The sequence below is a fragment of the Abyssibacter profundi genome, assembly GCF_003151135.1.
Lineage (GTDB): Bacteria > Pseudomonadota > Gammaproteobacteria > Nevskiales > OUC007 > Abyssibacter > Abyssibacter profundi.
In genome coordinates this window covers 203,106-219,886 of sequence record NZ_QEQK01000003.1, presented here as the reverse complement: position 1 = coordinate 219,886, position 16,781 = coordinate 203,106, and the positions used below count along the sequence as shown (strand labels likewise).

The window sequence follows — 16,781 nt, the reverse complement described above, 5'->3', positions numbered from 1 at the left end:
CCCAAGGGACGGCTGGCCGCCCGGCCCGGGCCTTGCTCAATGCGCATTATTGGGGGTCATAGCGACAGGGGCCGGTCGCCTGATGGGCTTGAAACTCCGCCAGGGTCTTCGCCGCATAGTCTTCGGGCGCGGAGGCCAATCGGGGCATCAGAGGACGCGCGCGTTCGGGACAGTCCAAGCTCAGCCAGACGGTCGCGAGGTTATTCATCGCCGGTGTCCAGTCCGGGCGTAGCGCAACGGCGCGCGTGAGCGCCTGGGCCGCAGATGACCAATCGGTTGCTGCGGCTTGCTGGTTGCCATAGGCAAACCACGCCAGCGCGGCATCCGGCCAGCGACCTGTGGCCGAGGCCAGTGCTTGCTCGGCAAGCGCGGAGAAGCCGACACGCGCCAGGTCATCCGCGGCACGAATCCAGGCTTCGAGGTGGGCCGGACGCGGCACATGACTGGGATGCGCGGCGATCACCGCCCAGCGCCCCCCGCCGTGCCAGGCATGCTCAAACGCGCGATGATCCATGAATCGTCGCGGTTCGGTCCCGGAGCGCAATAGCCAACCATCCTGACTCATCCCGATGACGACGGCGTAATGCCACATCGGCCACCAGCGCGGCCCCAGGTTCAGCAGCACCAGTGCGGGGTAGCCCGCTTCAATGGCCGCCCCCAGCGCATCCAGCTGCGGTTCAAGCACCACCGGTAGCCGCCCGGCCCGGCGCGTGGCGGCGAGTAACTCTGGCTGCAGGCTCCCCTGACGGCCCTCAATCCAAACCTGATCGATCAGGGTCGCGGGCGAGGTCTCCACACCGCTATCAACCAGCAGTGTTGCCAGGGCCGCCGGACCACATTGATAACGCTGCTGTGGAAAGAACGGCGTCTGGTGCAGTTCCAACAGCGGCCCTGACCCCGCACGCTCGGCGGAGGGGAGATGCGCGCAGCCGCCGAGCACGACGGCTGCGAGCAGGATCAGTCGGTTCAGAAGCTGCTGAAGACGTTGGTGACGCCGACCAGCTCCAGAATGATCAGCACGATGAAGACGATCCCGACGACCTCGACCAGCCCGGCGCCAGCCGGCATCTGCTCGAATTCGTCGGCCAGCTGCGCCAACTCGGCATCGGTCATGGCATCCAGCCGGGCATCCACGCGTTCCTCGGAAACGCCATAGGCCAGCAGCGTCTGGCGAACATCATCGCGGGACAGCACCCGATCGATCTGCGCACGGTGATCCCCACGCATGGCTTCCTGCGTCCCCACCATGGCGGCAGAAGCCGCGCCCAGCACACCCATATTCACCAGCACGCTGACCAGCCCGGCCACGATCCAGCGGTTTGCAGTTCGCATCATTTCGCACTCCATTGCTCGTAAGAGGGGCTCATACAGTACCGGAAGGCCCCACAACTAGCAGCAGACGGCTCAACCTTCGGCAGTCCGGCCATCCACAATGCGGTGCAGCAGTGCGGCCGTGGAGGGATCGTGCTCGCCGGGCACGGCCAGCCGCAGCTCGTCGTCGATGACGCTGGCGAGCTGCTTGCCCAGCTCGACACCCCATTGATCAAAGGCGTTGATTCCCCAGACCACGCTCTGGACAAACACCTTGTGCTCGTAGAGCGCCAGCAAGGCGCCCAGCGAACGGGCGTCGATGCAGGACATTAAAATGGTGGTGCTGGGCCGGCCGCCTTCGAACACGCGATGGGGAACGGCGTCCTCCAAAGCCTGGCCCGACAAACCTTGAGACCTCAGCTCCTCACGCACCTGGCCTGCCGATTTACCCTGCATCAGCGCCTCGCTTTGCGCGAGACAGTTCGCGATCAGCATCCGGTGCTGATCGGGATGACCGTGGTCCAGCGAGACGGGCAGGATGAAGTCCACCGGCAGGGCCGTCGGCCCCTGGTGCAACATTTGGAAGAAGGCATGCTGGCCGTTGGTGCCCACGTCACCCCACAGCGCAGGGACTGTTTGTTGCTGCACAGCCACCCCGTCACTGTTGACAGTCTTACCGTTGGACTCCATCTCCAGCTGCTGCAAATAGGCCGGCACGCGCGCCAGGGCCTGGGCATAAGGGACGATCACCTGGGATGGCAGCTGCAAACCATTGGTATTCCAGATACCGATCAACGCCATCCAAACCGCCGCGTTGCCCTCCGGCGGTGCGTCACGGACATGCGCATCCATGGCATGGGCACCGGCAAGCAAGGCACGGAAGCCGTCCATACCCAGCGACAAGGCGATCGACAAACCCACCGCCGACCACAGTGAGTAGCGCCCACCTACCCAGGACCAGAAACCGAACATATTGTCGACATCAATGCCGAAGTCAGACACGCGCTCGGCCGCCGTCGACACGGCCACGAAATGCTTGGCGACGGCGGCATCCCCCAATGCATCCACGAGCCAGGCCCGAGCGCTGCGCGCATTGGCCAGGGTTTCTGCCGTACCGAACGACTTGGAGGTCACGACGAACAGCGTCGAAGCCGGTCGCAAGCCGGCCAACACCCGGGAGAGCTCCGTAGCATCGACATTGGAGACAAAATGCGGCCGCGGCCCGCGCACCTGCTCGGCCAGCGCCTCGCAGACCATGCGTGGACCCAGGTCGGAGCCCCCGATTCCGATGTTGACAACATCGGTGATGGGCTCTCCCGTCGCGCCAGTCCAAGCCCCGGAGCGCACCCGGTGCACAAAGGCTTCCATGCGATCGAGCACCTCATGGACGGCCTCGGCAATCGCCGGCCCGCCGGGGGGCTGATGCGCATTGCGCGGTGCGCGCAAGGCCATGTGCAGCGCGGCGCGATCTTCGGTGAAATTAACCGCATCGCCCGCAAACTGCTGACGCAGATGGTCCGTGACCTGAGCGCTCTGGGCGAGCGACCACAGGGCCTCGAGGCCGGCTGCGTCCACGCGCTGCTTGGAAAAATCCAGGTAGAGGCCAGCCGCCTCAAGGCTCATGCGCTCGACGCGATCAGGCTCTGCCGCGAACAGCTCGGGCGTGCGTCGCTGGCCGAGGGCCTCGACCGCAGCTCCGAGCTGGGACCAAGCGGCCGCCGAAGCACCCTTGGGGCGCATCAGCAGCGGGTTTCTGTTGTCTGGTGACGGATGCGGCCAGACAACCGCATCAGGCTGCCTGCACCGGAATGACGTTTCGCGAATGCGTCACCTGATTGGTCTCATCCAGGTACACCAGCCGCGGTTTGTGGCGCTTGGCTTCGGCCTCGTCCATGCCGCAGTAGGCGCAGATGATGAGCCGATCCCCCGGCTGCGCCTTGTGGGCAGCGGCGCCGTTGACGGAAATCACGCGCGAGCCACGCTCGCCCAGAATGGCGTAGGTTTCAAAACGCTCGCCATTGGTGACGTTGTAAATCTGCACCTGTTCGTATTCCAGAATGCCGGCGGCATCCAGCAAATCCTGGTCGATTGCACAGGAACCCTCGTAGTCCAGCTCGGCATGCGTAACACAGGCACGATGCAGCTTGGCTTTCAGCAGGGTGACGTTCATAGGGCGAACCTCGCCAATATCTTGACCAAACTCAATGGTTTGCGTCAGTTGGAATCAATCGTGGGGATCTGGTGCGTAAACCGGGCTCGCAGGACGGCGCGACCACTGTTGTCAGAACCCCCGCACCAGCCGGGTAGTTTAGACGGCCAGCCAAACTGCCTCAAGCACGCAAGTCGGGATCTTGCAGCGTGATGTTGTCGATGAGCCGGGCGGATCCCAGCACCGCGGCCGCCAGCACCACGAAATCGTCCGCCTCCGGACCGGGCGAATCCAGCGCGGGTGTTGCGATCTTCAAGTACTGCGGATCGAACCCCGCTTCAGCAAGCTGCTGGAGACCATCGGCTTCCAAAGCCTCAAAGTCCCGACGACCGGCGAGCAGCGCCCGACCGGTTGCCAGCAAGACCTGCCGCAGCGTGGACGCCTGGTCCCGCTGTGCCTGCGTCAGGTAGCGGTTGCGGCTACTCATGGCCAGCCCGTTGGGCTCGCGGATGGTTGCACCGGACACGATGCGCACCGGCATGTGCAGATCCGCCGCCATGCGCCGGAAAATCAGCAGCTGCTGGTAATCCTTCTCACCGAAAATTGCCAGATCCGGCTGCACCAGATTGAAGAGAATCGTCACCACCGTCGCAGCGCCGGTGAAGTGGCCTGCCCGGAACGCCCCGCAGTAACGATCGACCAACGGCTCGACCGCGACCCGCGTCGCAATGGGGTAACCCGTCGGGTACATCGCCTCGACCGACGGCGCAAAAACCACGTCGGGCCTCAGCGCGTCCAGCTTCGCCAGGTCTTCATCCAGCGTGCGCGGGTACTGCTCGAAATCCTCACCCGGCGCGAACTGCAAAGGATTCACGAAAATGGTGACGATGACGCGATCGGCCTGCGGCTGAACCTGCTCGACCAGGGACAAATGCCCGGCATGCAGATTCCCCATTGTCGGCACCAGGGCCACGGTTTCACCCGCCGTGCGCCAAGCCGCACGCAGGGCGTGCAGTTCGGCCAGGTCATGAACAAGCTTCATCCGAATCCGTGCGTGGGTTGCGGGTAGGCGCCGGACTTGACCTCACGCACATACGCGGCAAAGGCAGCCTCAACCCCACCCGTTTCGGCCATGAAATCCTTGACGAAACGCGGCTTGCGCCCCGTGGTGACGTTGAGCATGTCGTGCATCACCAAAATCTGTCCGTGGGCATGCGGCCCGGCGCCAATGCCGATCACGGGCACGGAGGTTGCCTCGACCACGCCTTGGGTCACGGCATTGGGCACGCACTCGAGCAGGATCATGTCTGCGCCCGCCTGCTCCAAGGCCTTGGCGCGATCCACGATCGCCTGCGCGGCCTCGGCTTCACGCCCCTGGACCTTGAATCCGCCCAGCTTGTAGAACAGTTGCGGCTGCAAACCCAGATGCCCACACACCGGGATCCCCTGATCCGCCAACGCACGGGCAACATCGACCTGCGACTCACCGCCTTCGAGCTTGACCATTGCCGCGTCGGCCTCCTGCATCAGTCGGCCGGCCTGCTCCACCGCGTAGTCTGGTGACCGCACGCTCAAGAACGGCATGTCCGCAACGACCCACGGCCGGGTCACAGACCGCGTCACGCAGCGCGTGTGGTAGAGGATGTCGTCCACGGCCACCGGCACGGTGCTGCGGTGACCCTGAATCACCATGCCCAGCGAATCTCCGACCAGGATCAGGTCGACCCCGGCGGCTTCCTGGGCGGCGGCAAAGGCGGCATCGTAGGCAGTAAGACATGCGATGGCTTCCCCATTCGCACGCATGGTTCGGAAATCACCCAGGTTTAGCGGTTTGCTGTCCACGGGTTGTTCAGCGGCGCTCATGCTCGCTCCGGATCTAAAAACGCGCGCGATGATAGCACCGCGCTTTGCATCATCCGGGCAGATGAAATCGACCGGGCGGCCCTTCAATCGCCTCGCGCACGGCCCGATACGCTGCGGGATCGCCAACCAGATCAAGGGCCTCGGCGTCGACCACCACGACATGCGGATGTGCGTAGTCGGCAAAAAGCGACCGGTATCGCGCCGCGACCTGATCGAGATACGCCGCGCCCAGTGCCTGTTCGCTGTCACGTCCACGTTGCCGCACGCGCTGCACCAGCACCTCGGTCGATGCGTGCAGATAAACAATCACGTCCGGCGCCGGAGCCGCCCAGGCCAGACGGTTGAACAACTCCCGGTACAAACGGTAGTCGCTGGCGGCCAGTGTCATTTCCGCGAACAGCGGATCCTTGTCAAAAAAGAAATCGGCAACGGTCACGGGCCGGGCAAACAAGTCGCTTTGGCGCAGGCCATCAACCTGCCCCGCCCGCTGCAACAGAAAACACAGCTGGACCTGAAAGGCATGTCGCTCCGGGTCATCGTAAAACCCCTTGAGAAACGGGTTGTCGTCCGGCGCCTCCAACAGCAGATTGGCCTGTAGATCAGCCGCCAGACGACGCGTGAGCGTGGTCTTGCCGACCCCGATGGGGCCTTCCACCGCAATGTAACGCGTCAAGGCGCCCAGTCCTGTACACGGCGAAGAGGCTCCGCCTGGAGCTGTTCCGCCACGGCGGCCAGCCGCTGCCCACCAGGCAGCCGCAGGCCCGGCGCCAGATCCATGAGCGGAAAGACGACAAAGGCACGCTCTGCCAGCCCTGGGTGAGGGACGCGGAGACTGGGCGTTTGAATCTGCGCATCGCCGTAGAGCAAGACGTCGATATCCAGACTTCTTGCGCCCCAGTGTTCGCGACGCACACGGCCGAATGCGGACTCCGTCTGCTGACCCAGAGTCAGCAAGCCGGCAGCCGGTTGGGCGGTCTGAATCTCAAGCACGGCATTGCAGTAATCCGGCTGATTCTGCGGCCCCATGGGTGCCGAGTGGTAGAGCCGACTCACACCGCAGACCTCGACATCCGGCCAATCGCGAATCGCCTTCACCGCCGCCGCCAGGGTCTGCTCCGGCTGGCCCAAGTTCGCACCCAACCCGAGATAGGCGGTGACCAGTGACGGCACGGCTACTCCGAAGCGCTGTCCGCAGCCGGACGGCGACGGCGGCGCCGGCGTCGACGCTTGGGGCGATCCGACGATGTCGGCGGCGTCGGGGCCTGACCCTCCTGATACTCGGTCCACCACTGCGCAAGCTCCGGATCCTCTTCCCCGGCAGCTGTTCGCAGCAGGAGAAAGTCATAGGCCGCTCGGAACCGCGGATGCGCGGCCAGGCGCTCAGGCCGCCGGCCATTGCGGCGATAAAACCGCGGCTGCAGCGCCCAGATTTCACGCATGGGCGTGGAGAAGCGTCGGGGAATTGCGACCGTCTCGACCTGCTCGGTCACGACATCGCCAGAGAAAGTTGGAATGGCCTGCGCCAGGCTTTGCCCTTCGGCCAACGCAGGCTCCATGTCCTGACGGACCACCGGCCACAGCAGCGCCGCGTACAAGAATGCGGGCGTAACCGGCTTGTCCTCGAGCACGCGCTGGGCCGTACCCTGCAGCGCGCCTCGGATCAGTGTCTCAACGCCTGGCCGCTCCAGGCAGGCGCCGGTGCGCGGAAACAGCTGCTGAAACAGGCCGTAGTCAACCAGGTCGTCAAAGTTTTTTTCGGCCTGGGCGGATAGGAACAGTTTGAGCACCTCATCGAACAGCCGTGCAGAGGGCACGTCGGTCAGCAAAGGCGCAAGCTCGCGAATCGGTGCGGCCGTGGCCGGCTCAATGCCGAAGCCCAGCTTGTTCGCAATGCGGACAGCCCGAAGCATGCGAACGGGATCTTCACGGTAACGCGTATCCGGATCACCGATGAGTCGCATCTGGCGCGCCGCCATGTCGGCCATGCCACCGACATAATCGACCACCGAGAAATCCGTGACCCGGTAGTACAGCGCGTTGATGGTGAAATCTCGGCGGAAGGCATCGTCTTCGAGCGTGCCGTAGACGTTGTCGCGGAGAATTCTGCCCCCCTCATCCAGCAGATGGTCGTGATCCTCACCGTCGTCTTCCACCAGCGCCTCGCCTTCTTCTGGCGAGCGCGGCTGCGCACGGAAGGTCGCCACCTCGATGATCTCGCCGCCCGCACGCACATGGGCCAGGCGAAAACGCCGACCGATCAGACGGGCCCGGCGAAAGACCTCTTTGACCTGCTCGGGGCTGGCATCGGTCGCGACGTCGAAGTCCTTGGGCTGAAGCCCTGCGAGCAGATCGCGAACGCCACCGCCAACCAGATAGGCCTCGTAGCCGGCTCGGCCCAGGTCATAAAGCACGTCCAACGCGCCTTGGGAAATATGCTGCCGCGAGACGTTATGAGCGTCTCTGGGAATGATCGTGGGTTCAGAAATGACCGTGTCCTTTTTAATCGCCCCGTCGCCGGCGCTTGCGCGCGCGAGTCGGGATTGAAATGCGCTTGTCGCTCCCTATAATACCGCGCCCCGCCACGCTGCTCCCATCGTCTAGCGGTCTAGGACGTCGCCCTCTCACGGCGAAAACAGGGGTTCGAGTCCCCTTGGGAGTACCATTTTCCTGGCCAGGCGCTGCCCTAGCCCGATGCTCGGCGCCTCACCAGTGCGCGGGCTGAACGCATTGCCGTCCCGTGCGGCCGCGCCGCCTGGTCGGTCTGACCGGATCATGAGCCCCCGGCAACGTTCAGCACCACGCCATTTTATAGCCAGCCACAAGCCCCCTCACCCATCTGAGGGGCAGCGCGCCGCCACCCGACCCGGCTAGGCTTTCGCCCAACCGAAACAATTTGACGTTAACTTTCCGTCAACTCGCATGTTTCGTGCATTAATGGACCTGGATGGACAGGGGGTCTCATTCGCCGCTGCGCTCGGCGCACGGCAGGGTCTTTTCAGCTGGATGGGCACATGCACTACTACGACTCGACGGGTCGGCGCCGCCTGAAACGGCGCTATGTCTGGGGCGGCTATGGATTCGCCTTCGGGGTGATTGTAGGTCTCACCCTGGCCGCGGGCCTCGGATGACTCGACAGCGCTAATCGTTAGGGAGCATTCCGGACCGATTGTGGTCAGACTGGGCAGCTCTGACGGATTCGCCGTCGGGGGAGAGGGGCGATGCAACGGTTGACGAGGCTGTTGCATCCACGCTTAAACGACGCCCAGACGTCCATGACATTCAATCGAAAGGATTGCCAAGTGAAGCGACGCAAACCATCTTTGCTGATCGCGGTCTTCGCCGCATGCGCAGCGCTGCTGGCCGTTCCGGCCCAGGCGCAGAACCTGCCCGACTTCCGCACACTGGTGAAACAGAACCAGGCGGCCGTGGTGAATATCAGCACCACACAGTCTCGCCCGGAAGGCGCCGAGGGCTTCGGCTTCGACCTGCCGGAAAATCACCCCTTCAACGAGTTCTTCCGCCGGTTTGGCCAGCCCAATATGCCGGCGCCGCGACCGGCGCAGTCGCTGGGCTCGGGCTTCATCATCTCTGACGATGGCACGGTGTTGACCAATGCCCATGTCGTCAAGGATGCCGACGAAATCGTCGTACGCCTATCGGATCAACGCGAACTCCAGGCCGAACTCGTGGGGCTGGACGAGCGCTCTGATGTGGCCGTCCTGAAGATCGATGCCAGCGGCTTACCCACGCTGAAGCTGGGCAACTCGGATACGCTGGAGGTCGGCGAGTGGGTGCTCGCCATCGGATCTCCGTTCGGCCTGGACTTCACCGCCACGCAGGGGATTGTCTCGGCGCTGGGCCGCAGTCTGCCGTCGGACTCTTACGTGCCGTTTATTCAGACTGACGTCGCCGTCAACCCGGGTAACTCCGGCGGCCCGCTACTCAACACCCAGGGTCAGGTTGTCGGGATCAATTCCCAGATCTACTCCCGCTCAGGGGGCTATCAAGGTGTGTCGTTCGCGATTCCGATCAATACCGCCATGCAGGTTGCACGGCAGATCGAATCGCAGGGCTACGTCAGCCGCGGCTGGCTCGGTGTCAGCATCCAGAACGTGACGCAGGATCTAGCCCGATCCTTCGGACTGGACCGCCCGCGGGGAGCCTTGGTCGCCAACGTGCTGGAAGACAGCCCGGCGGCCAAAGCCGGCATCGAACCCGGCGACATCATCCTGGAGTTCAACGGCCAGAGCGTCAGCTCGTCCTCTGCCCTGCCTCCGATTGTTGGCGAGACGCCTGTTGGCAGCCGCGTCCCGGTGCTGGTGCTGCGTGACGGCAAGCGCAAGACGCTGAAAGCCAAGATTGAGGAACTCAAGGATCAGGATGGACGCGCCGTCCCCGCACGTAGCAGCCAGGACGAGAGCATGACCGGCCTGGGCGTCCAGGTCCGTGACCTCACGGACGACGAACGTGAAACCTTAGGCATCGAGCGCGGTGGCGTGGTCATCGTCGGCATGGAACGTGACGGACCGGCTGCGCGCGCAGGCATTCGCAAGGGCGACGTCATCCGTCGCGTGGGCCGCTCGTCCATCGATTCGGCGCGGCAACTGCGCAAGCTTGTCGACGACCTGCCCAAGGGCAAGCCGGTGTCGGTGCTGGTTCAGCGCGGAGACAACCCGCTGTTCGTGGCCATCACCATCGACGACTAGTTCGCAGGTCCTGCAAGCAACAAGGCCCGGTTCATCCGGGCCTTGTTCGTCTTGGGGGCTAACCTGCTCGATTCTGGAGCACGGCAGGCCCGGCCTGGGCCCAATCCAGCAGGCGCTGGCGCTCAGCCAATGCAGCGAAATGGCGCAGTTGCGCCGACTGGGGTGGCAGCAGCGCAAACCCACCTTGCCGATGCCGCTGCAATGCGTCAGCTGGGGTCATCCAGCAGGCATCGACAATCTCCACCCCATCCACCTCGGGGTTCAATCCGTGATCGGGTGCGGCCGTCATGAAAAATCGCGTGGAATAACGCAGTGGAGACATCGGCGGCGTGGTCCAAAACCCCACGTAGTGCAGGGTGGGCAAGGCGGGCTCCACACCCTCGGCGGCCAGCGTCTCCATCAGCCCGCCCCCCGCCAGCAAGCGCTGACGGACCGTTGCCATGACCGCCGGCTCGACGGCCGCCTCAAGACAGGCCACACCGGTTTCTTCAAGGCATTCACGGACCGCCGCCACCCGATAAGCATCCAAGGCCAGCTGTGACGCCGACTCATCGGTGACTTCGCGATTGTCCAAACCGTCATGGGTTTCGACCAAGCCGCCCGGAAACACCCAGGCGCCTGGCGCGAAGCGCGCGGTCGTCGGGCGCTGCGCCATCAGAACACGGTGATCGTCGTCAACAACAATCAAGCCGGCGGCAGCTAGCGGGACGGCCGGCTGCTGAGCATCACGGGCCACGCGAATCAGGACGCGTCCGTGCGCTGGCCGGCCCAACCGGCATCGGCCTCGGTCAGCCGGTAGGTGACGCGCTGTGAGAATCGGTCGCCCGCCTTGGCGTTGCGGAAACGACGATAGGCCGCAAAGCCGTTTTCACCCAGCCCGCCAACGCCATCGGTTTTGACCCAGTCGGCCACATCCTTGAGCAACCGCAGCTCGACTTCAGCCTCGACCTCGTAGGTGGAGTCATTAATCGCGTGCTTGCGAACAATGTCCACCGAGGTGATCTCATATAATCCGGGAAACGCGCGCAGCCCTGGATAGGCGAAAGCTTGGTCCAGTTCGCTGCGCACCACGGCGCGAGGATCTGGCCCGGTGGCGCAACCCGCCAGCATCAGCAATCCCGCACCCAGCCAAATAGCTAAGGACCACTTCATCGTCATGGCTTCCGTCACGTCGCCTGCCAGTCTCTGGATTCGTCTCGCCGCCATAGTCTACGACAGCCTCCTGGTTGCCGGGATCTGGATATTGGGCACCTTTGCATTAATGCCCTTCACCGGCGGCGCGGTGGATGCACCGTGGTATCGGATCTATCTGTTCACATTAACTGCCCTGTTCTTCGTGGGTTTCTGGTGCCGTGCGGGTCAAACCCTGGGCATGCAGGCCTGGCGGCTACGGGTGCGCAGCCGCGATGGCCAGCGGCTCATGCTGACCCAAGGCGTCGTTCGGCTCACCGTCGCGTGGCTGACGCTGGGCGCCAGCCTGCTCTGGTGCCTCTTCGACCCGGAGCGCCGCGGTCTGCACGACCTGGTTGCGAATACCGAAGTGGTCCGCGAACCCCGGAGCTAACAACCGTCATGGAATCGATGCGGGCGCCCGTGGTCCAACCCGACTCGACCGACACCGATCTGATGCAACCTCATGCTTCGATGGCTGGCCTGCGGGCTACTCGCACTGACACCCATGCTCGCCGCTGGCTATAGCGCACAAGGCGGCAGCCTCGTCGATCGGCACGGCCAGCCTGTGCAGCTTCGGGGCGTCAACTGGTTTGGCTTCGAGACTGAAACGCATGCGCCACATGGCCTCTGGGCCCGGTCGTGGCGCGACATGCTGGACCAGATCGAGTCCATCGGCGCCAACGCGATTCGCGTACCGGTCTGCCCTGCCACGATTCACGGCACCGCCACGCGCGGCATCGATCCCGACCTGAACCCCGATCTCATTGATCTGGATTCGGCCGCATTGCTGGATCATCTCGTCCGAGCGATGAGCAACCGTGGGTTGTACGTCCTGCTCGATCACCACCGCCCTGACTGCCAGCAAATCTCGGAGCTGTGGCACACCCCCGATTACAGCGAACAGGACTGGATTGACGATCTGGTCACGCTAGCGCGCCGCTTCCGCGACGTGCCGGGTGTTATCGGGATCGACCTCAAAAACGAGCCGCACGGTGCGGCAACCTGGGGCGCTGGCAATCGTCGGACCGACTGGAACCGGGCAGCCGAGCGTGCCGGTGCGGCGGTGCTGCGTGTCGCCCCGCGCTGGTTGCTGTTTGTCGAAGGCATTGCCGACGCCGGCCCCTGCACCACCGGCGGTGGGCCCGCCTTCTGGGGCGAGAATCTCGAACCGATGGCCTGCACCCCGCTGGATCTTCCGCCGGACCGCCTGGTGCTGGCCCCGCATACCTATGGCCCGGACGTGCACCCGCAGCCCTACTTCGACGACCCGCGGTTTCCCGCGAACATGCCGGCGATCTGGGAACGCCGCTTCGGTCAGTTTGTCGACCAGGGCTACACGGTCATGCTGGGCGAGTTCGGGGGACGCTACGGCGAAGGCGATCCACGCGACCGCGCTTGGCAGGACGCGCTGGTGCACTACCTGATCAGCAAGCGCGTTCGGTCGGGCTTCTACTGGTCATGGAATCCGAACTCCGATGACACCGGCGGTTTGCTCCAGGACGACTGGCACAGCCTGCATGCTGAGAAGGTCGCCCTGCTCCGTCGACTCTGGTTTGCCGAGGAACGCCCCGCCGATGAGGACGCGCCATTGGCGCAGACCCACATCGCCACCGCGCCGGAGTCAGCGGCCACGCCACAAAGGCCCGCCGACGCCCCCTCGACCCGACCGATCGAGCGTGGGCAGCCACTGCACACGCAGGTCGACCGCCTATCCACCTGGGGCCAGGGGCTTTGCGAACAAATCACCGTTCGCAATACCGGCAACCGGTCGCTGCGCTGGGAGGTCACCGAGGCGCTTCCGGGGCACATCACCCAAGTCTGGAACGCGGAATCGAGCGCGCAGGGCGAGCCAGTCCGGTTCCGAGGGGTGGCCTGGAACGCCACGCTAGACCCCGGTGCCTCCGCCCATTTCGGCTACTGCCTGGAACACAGGCCGCAGCGCCCATCCCGGCAACCGCTCGAGACCGCGCGGGATATCGACAGCCAGCTAACCGTGCAATCCGACTGGGGCCAGGGCTACTGCGTGCAGGTTCAGGTCCGCAACACGGGCCGCGACGCCCGATCATGGCAGCTGCGTGTACCGATCGAAGGGCGACTTCGCGAATTATGGAACGCGCGCCACACCCGCTCGGGCGATCAGCTGCAGGTCAGCGGGCTTTCGCACAATGCCCGGCTGCAGCCTGGCGCACAGACCACTTTTGGCTTTTGCGCTCTCCGCGAGGCCGATGCAAGATGATGAATCTGTTCACTGCGATCCGCCCCATGCGCCTTTGGCTCTTTCTCGCGCTCTTCGGCTTAGCTGGCCCGGCCTGGTCCGGCAGCGCGAACGACTTCGACTTCTGGCTAGGCCAATGGAATCTGACCTGGGGCTCGGATGGGCAGGCCACTAATCAGGTCTCCCGAATTCTGGACGAGCAGGTCATTTTGGAGCAGTTTGATGCGCGTCCCGGCGACCAGTTGGCGGGCATGAGCGTCACGGTTTACGACGCCAAGGCCGATCAATGGAAACAGACCTGGGTGGACAACACCGGAGCCTATCTCGACTTCACCGGCGGGCTGGCACCTGACGGCAGCATGGAATTGTTCCGCCCTGCCCAGACCGCGGAAGGCCAGCCCATGCTCCAACGCATGGTCTGGTACAACATCCGGCCGAATTCACTGGACTGGAACTGGGAACGTTCCACCGACGGCGGCGCCAGCTGGCAAACCGTCTGGAAGATCCACTATGAGCGCCAGCCCGACGGTCGCTAAACGTCGCACCATCGGGCCCGCCTGGCCTCAGAAATCGACAGCCAGACCGAGACGGTAGTCGGTGGTGTCGAGGTTGTCGTAATCCCGAACCGAGGCAACCAGCGAGAATTCATCGCTCACCCCGAGCCGAAATCCGGCCAGGATGATCGATTCGTCCTCTTCATCGGTGTCTGTATCGGTCAGGTCGACCAGCGTGTAGCGCCCGAACAGCTCGCTGCGGTCACCCACCGGCCAGGACAACCCCAGCGATCCGCCCACACCGTTGTGACGAATCGTGGTGACTTCAGTCATGGCAGTGGCCGGGTCGTCATCCTGTAACCGGATACGCATGTGCTCAAAGCTCACCGCCAGTTGCAGGGACAGCCCACCCAGGGCCTCCACGGCGTAGCGCGGCCCGGCGCCCAGGCTGCCGGTCACCAGATCCAGTTCCGGCGCATCATCGTCATGCCGCCAATCGACCTCGCCGTACCAGGCGGCATGCTCCCAGAACGACTTGGCGAAGCTGAAACCCAGCCCCCCGTTGCTGGTCCGGCCGTCTCCTGCGCCACCGAATTCGCTCTGCACGAAATGCAGTTCAAAATAATTAGCCTGTGTCGAGCCCGCCGCACTGGCGCCCGCCCACAGCACCAGGCCGGCGATGACCATTCCCTTGCTCATCGTTGTCTCCTCAGTTGTTATCTTGGCGCCGACAATGGCGCGGCACCGATCATATCGAACCGCCGGCCGCGGCGAGCCACCACGGCCGGCGCGTTCATCACCTACTGCGGCTGCTTGACCACACGTAGATAGGGTCGCTGCTCGTCCCAGCCCTCGGGGAAACGCTCGCGGGCCTCCTCATTGGAAACTGTCGGAACGATGATGACGTCATCACCGGGTTCCCAGTTCACCGGCGTGGCCACCTGGTGCTGATCCGTCAGCTGCAGCGAATCGAGCACCCGCAGAATCTCGTTAAAGTTGCGACCGGTGGAGGCAGGATAGGTAATAGTCAGCCGGACCTTGCGTTGAGGGTCAATAATGAACACCGAGCGCACCGTGGTGGTGGCGCTGGCGTTCGGATGCAGCATGCCGTAGAGCGTGGACACCTTGCGGTCGGCATCAGCGATCATCGGGAAATCCGGGCGCGCGCCCTGGGTTGCTTCGATGTCCTCGATCCAGCCGTGATGATCACCCAACGGGTCGACAGAGAGGCCAATCACCTTGGTGTTGCGCTGGGCAAACTCATCTTTCAGCTTGGCCGTGTAACCCAATTCCGTGGTGCAAACCGGCGTGTAGTCCTTGGGGTGCGAGAACAATACGCCCCAGCTGTCTCCCAGCCAATCGTGGAAGCGGATGGTGCCGAGGGTCGTCTCGGCCTCAAAATCCGGGGCGGTGTCTCCGAGTTGCAGTGTCATGGTCATCGTCCTTGCGTTGAACCTGTCGCGACGATGCGCCCGAACCCCGCCTGACTCAAGGCATGTGCTTATACGACGTGGTTACAAGCAACCGCGCCGGCGAATCAAGCCGTTTGTGACACCACCCGGCCGGAGCGACGCGCCAAGCGCCAGCAGAGCAACACACCCGCTGTCCCCAGCCCCAGGATAATGCCCCACCACAAGGCGTCCGGACCGTAACCGCCGGCGAAGGCCAGCGTGGCCCCGACCGGCATACCGACAATCCAATAGGCCACCAGCGTGATCAGCATGGGCCAGCGCGTGTCCTTAAATCCACGCAAGGCGCCGGCCGATGAGGCCTGCAGGCAATCAAAGAACTGGAACAGTGCAGCCCAGAACAATAGCCGCACGGCCAGCGGCGCCACCGAGGCGCTGTCGGTGTAGAGGCCGACGATCCAGCCAGGCGCCAACAGCATCAGCGCTGCCGAGAATGCTGCAAAGACCAGACTGAGCCCGACGCCCGTCCAGCCAGCGCGTCGCGCGGCCTCCGGGCGCCCTCGCCCGATGGCATGTCCCACCCGCACGGTGGTGGCAAAAGCAATGCCCAGCGGCACCATGAAGCAGACCGAGGAGTAATTCATCGCGATCTGATGCGCCGCGGCAGGAATATCTCCAAAGCGCGCCATGACCAGTGCCGTTGCACCAAAAAACCCGGCCTCGAAGGTCAGCATGACGGCGATTGGCAAGCCCACACGCATCCAATCCACCACGGTCTCGCGCTGCGGCATCACCCGGCGTGCGAACACCTGCAGCGCGCGCAGGGGTTTGTGCACGCGATACGCCAACAGAAACAGCAGTAACATCACGATGTCCGCCACGGCGGTGGCATAGCCGCAGCCCACCGCACCCAGTTGCGGCGCGCCTAGCCGCCCCCACATCAGCATGTAGTTCAACAGCACGTTGACGGCCAATCCGGCCAACCCGATCAGCAAAAACGGGCGCGCCTGGCCCATGCCATCAGCGCCGAAGCGCAGGACCAACATCACACTGGTTGCCGGCGCTCCGAGCGCGACGGCCTGCAGATAACCGGTGGCCGCCTGCGTTGCCGTGGGCGACAACCCCAACTGAGTCATCAGCGGAGCGGCCGTCAGCCACATCAACACCAGCCAGGCCGTACCGATGAGAATCGCAACCCAAAGACATTGCTGGATATACGATCCGATCTCCGTCGCCGCCACTCCGCGCCCGCGCTGCTGTGCCACGATCGGCGACAGGCCGTTGGCCAGCCCGATCACCAACAGACCGAGAATCATCCAATAACTGGCCCCGGACGCGACAGCCGCAAGATCCGTGGCCGACAACCGCCCGGCCATGATCGTATCGGCCACCCGCGAGCCCATCATCGCCAGCTGCGCCAGCACGATTGGCACAGCCAACTGCAAACAGGCTCGGATTTCG

The 16,781-nt window shown here is 64.1% G+C and carries 18 protein-coding genes and 1 tRNA gene; 5 read left to right on the top strand and 14 right to left on the bottom strand.

Features of this window, described 5'->3' with window-relative positions; genetic code table 11:
• Positions 1–46: 46 nt before the first annotated feature.
• The 9 genes from DEH80_RS04250 to pcnB form a co-directional block, all read right to left on the bottom strand.
• Positions 47–883, bottom strand: a complete 837-nt coding sequence (locus DEH80_RS04250; RefSeq protein WP_165831286.1) for a PA2778 family cysteine peptidase — start codon at positions 881–883, stop codon at positions 47–49.
• Positions 884–966: 83 nt separating this feature from the next.
• The gene (locus tag DEH80_RS04245) at positions 967–1,335 is read right to left on the bottom strand and encodes a PA2779 family protein (protein WP_109719224.1); all 369 of its coding nucleotides are present in this window, start codon (positions 1,333–1,335) and stop codon (positions 967–969) included.
• A 69-nt stretch (positions 1,336–1,404) separates the two neighbouring features.
• Complete coding sequence (gene pgi / locus DEH80_RS04240; protein ID WP_109719223.1) at positions 1,405–3,051, bottom strand: glucose-6-phosphate isomerase; 1,647 nt, start codon at positions 3,049–3,051, stop codon at positions 1,405–1,407.
• Between the two features lie 49 nt (positions 3,052–3,100).
• Entirely contained in the window at positions 3,101–3,481 is a 381-nt protein-coding gene (gene panD, locus DEH80_RS04235; protein ID WP_109719222.1) for an aspartate 1-decarboxylase, read from the bottom strand.
• Positions 3,482–3,641: 160 nt separating this feature from the next.
• Positions 3,642–4,502, bottom strand: coding sequence for a pantoate--beta-alanine ligase (gene panC, locus DEH80_RS04230; RefSeq protein ID WP_109719221.1), 861 nt, complete (start codon positions 4,500–4,502; stop codon positions 3,642–3,644).
• Positions 4,499–5,323, bottom strand: coding sequence for a 3-methyl-2-oxobutanoate hydroxymethyltransferase (gene panB, locus DEH80_RS04225; RefSeq protein WP_109719220.1), 825 nt, complete (start codon positions 5,321–5,323; stop codon positions 4,499–4,501). Before panB ends, panC begins: the two co-directional genes overlap by 4 nt.
• A 49-nt stretch (positions 5,324–5,372) precedes the next feature.
• On the bottom strand, positions 5,373–5,996 hold the full coding sequence (locus DEH80_RS04220; protein WP_165831285.1) for a deoxynucleoside kinase: 624 nt from the start codon (positions 5,994–5,996) through the stop codon (positions 5,373–5,375).
• On the bottom strand, positions 5,993–6,493 hold the full coding sequence (folK, locus tag DEH80_RS04215; RefSeq protein WP_207774461.1) for a 2-amino-4-hydroxy-6-hydroxymethyldihydropteridine diphosphokinase: 501 nt from the start codon (positions 6,491–6,493) through the stop codon (positions 5,993–5,995). Before folK ends, DEH80_RS04220 begins: the two co-directional genes overlap by 4 nt.
• A gap of 2 nt (positions 6,494–6,495) precedes the next feature.
• Positions 6,496–7,791 carry a polynucleotide adenylyltransferase PcnB gene (gene pcnB, locus DEH80_RS04210; RefSeq protein ID WP_207774471.1) on the bottom strand — a complete coding sequence of 432 codons (1,296 nt, stop codon included), beginning with the start codon at positions 7,789–7,791 and terminating at the stop codon, positions 6,496–6,498.
• Positions 7,792–7,909: 118 nt separating this feature from the next.
• Between pcnB and DEH80_RS04205 the strand changes: the two genes are divergently transcribed.
• Positions 7,910–7,985 (top strand) — tRNA-Glu (locus DEH80_RS04205).
• Between the two features lie 637 nt (positions 7,986–8,622).
• Positions 8,623–10,029: a DegQ family serine endoprotease gene (locus DEH80_RS04200; RefSeq protein WP_207774459.1), complete on the top strand. Its 1,407-nt coding sequence runs from the start codon at positions 8,623–8,625 to the stop codon at positions 10,027–10,029.
• 58 nt (positions 10,030–10,087) lie between these two features.
• Here the strand turns inward: DEH80_RS04200 and DEH80_RS04195 are convergent, their stop codons facing one another.
• Positions 10,088–10,765 (bottom strand): NUDIX hydrolase, encoded by a 678-nt coding sequence (locus DEH80_RS04195; protein WP_133249113.1) that lies wholly within the window; start codon positions 10,763–10,765, stop codon positions 10,088–10,090.
• 5 nt (positions 10,766–10,770) lie between these two features.
• Positions 10,771–11,181: a hypothetical protein gene (locus DEH80_RS04190; RefSeq protein ID WP_133249112.1), complete on the bottom strand. Its 411-nt coding sequence runs from the start codon at positions 11,179–11,181 to the stop codon at positions 10,771–10,773.
• Positions 11,182–11,185: 4 nt separating this feature from the next.
• Here DEH80_RS04190 and DEH80_RS04185 point away from each other — a divergent pair, with 4 nt between their 5' ends.
• The 3 genes from DEH80_RS04185 to DEH80_RS04175 all read left to right on the top strand — a co-directional run bounded on the left by DEH80_RS04185 (position 11,186) and on the right by DEH80_RS04175 (position 13,953).
• On the top strand, positions 11,186–11,593 hold the full coding sequence (locus DEH80_RS04185; protein ID WP_109719214.1) for an RDD family protein: 408 nt from the start codon (positions 11,186–11,188) through the stop codon (positions 11,591–11,593).
• A 72-nt stretch (positions 11,594–11,665) separates the two neighbouring features.
• Positions 11,666–13,438 (top strand): cellulase family glycosylhydrolase, encoded by a 1,773-nt coding sequence (locus tag DEH80_RS04180; protein WP_109719213.1) that lies wholly within the window; start codon positions 11,666–11,668, stop codon positions 13,436–13,438.
• Positions 13,439–13,464: 26 nt separating this feature from the next.
• A complete protein-coding gene (locus DEH80_RS04175; protein WP_165831284.1) occupies positions 13,465–13,953 on the top strand; it encodes a DUF1579 family protein in 489 nt (162 codons plus the stop codon).
• Positions 13,954–13,980: 27 nt separating this feature from the next.
• On the opposite strand, the gene DEH80_RS04170 is transcribed toward DEH80_RS04175, so the two are convergent.
• The 3 genes from DEH80_RS04170 to DEH80_RS04160 form a co-directional block, all read right to left on the bottom strand.
• On the bottom strand, positions 13,981–14,610 hold the full coding sequence (locus DEH80_RS04170) for an outer membrane beta-barrel protein (RefSeq protein WP_133249111.1): 630 nt from the start codon (positions 14,608–14,610) through the stop codon (positions 13,981–13,983).
• Positions 14,611–14,711: 101 nt separating this feature from the next.
• The gene (locus DEH80_RS04165) at positions 14,712–15,344 is read right to left on the bottom strand and encodes a peroxiredoxin (RefSeq protein WP_109719308.1); all 633 of its coding nucleotides are present in this window, start codon (positions 15,342–15,344) and stop codon (positions 14,712–14,714) included.
• A gap of 104 nt (positions 15,345–15,448) precedes the next feature.
• A complete protein-coding gene (locus DEH80_RS04160) occupies positions 15,449–16,753 on the bottom strand; it encodes an MATE family efflux transporter (protein WP_165831283.1) in 1,305 nt (434 codons plus the stop codon).
• Positions 16,754–16,781: the final 28 nt, after the last annotated feature.

Bases quoted from the DNA above. Each gene is read 5' to 3' on its own strand.
- DEH80_RS04245 (WP_109719224.1), bottom strand. From the start codon at position 1,335: ATGATGCGAACTGCAAACCGCTGGATCGTGGCCGGGCTGGTCAGCGTG.
- pgi (WP_109719223.1), bottom strand. From the start codon at position 3,051: ATGCGCCCCAAGGGTGCTTCGGCGGCCGCTTGGTCCCAGCTCGGAGCT.
- panD (WP_109719222.1), bottom strand. From the start codon at position 3,481: ATGAACGTCACCCTGCTGAAAGCCAAGCTGCATCGTGCCTGTGTTACG.
- panC (WP_109719221.1), bottom strand. From the start codon at position 4,502: ATGAAGCTTGTTCATGACCTGGCCGAACTGCACGCCCTGCGTGCGGCT.
- panB (WP_109719220.1), bottom strand. From the start codon at position 5,323: ATGAGCGCCGCTGAACAACCCGTGGACAGCAAACCGCTAAACCTGGGT.
- DEH80_RS04190 (WP_133249112.1), bottom strand. From the start codon at position 11,181: ATGAAGTGGTCCTTAGCTATTTGGCTGGGTGCGGGATTGCTGATGCTG.
- DEH80_RS04185 (WP_109719214.1), top strand. From the start codon at position 11,186: ATGGCTTCCGTCACGTCGCCTGCCAGTCTCTGGATTCGTCTCGCCGCC.
- DEH80_RS04180 (WP_109719213.1), top strand. From the start codon at position 11,666: ATGCTTCGATGGCTGGCCTGCGGGCTACTCGCACTGACACCCATGCTC.
- DEH80_RS04175 (WP_165831284.1), top strand. From the start codon at position 13,465: ATGCGCCTTTGGCTCTTTCTCGCGCTCTTCGGCTTAGCTGGCCCGGCC.
- DEH80_RS04170 (WP_133249111.1), bottom strand. From the start codon at position 14,610: ATGAGCAAGGGAATGGTCATCGCCGGCCTGGTGCTGTGGGCGGGCGCC.
- DEH80_RS04165 (WP_109719308.1), bottom strand. From the start codon at position 15,344: ATGACACTGCAACTCGGAGACACCGCCCCGGATTTTGAGGCCGAGACG.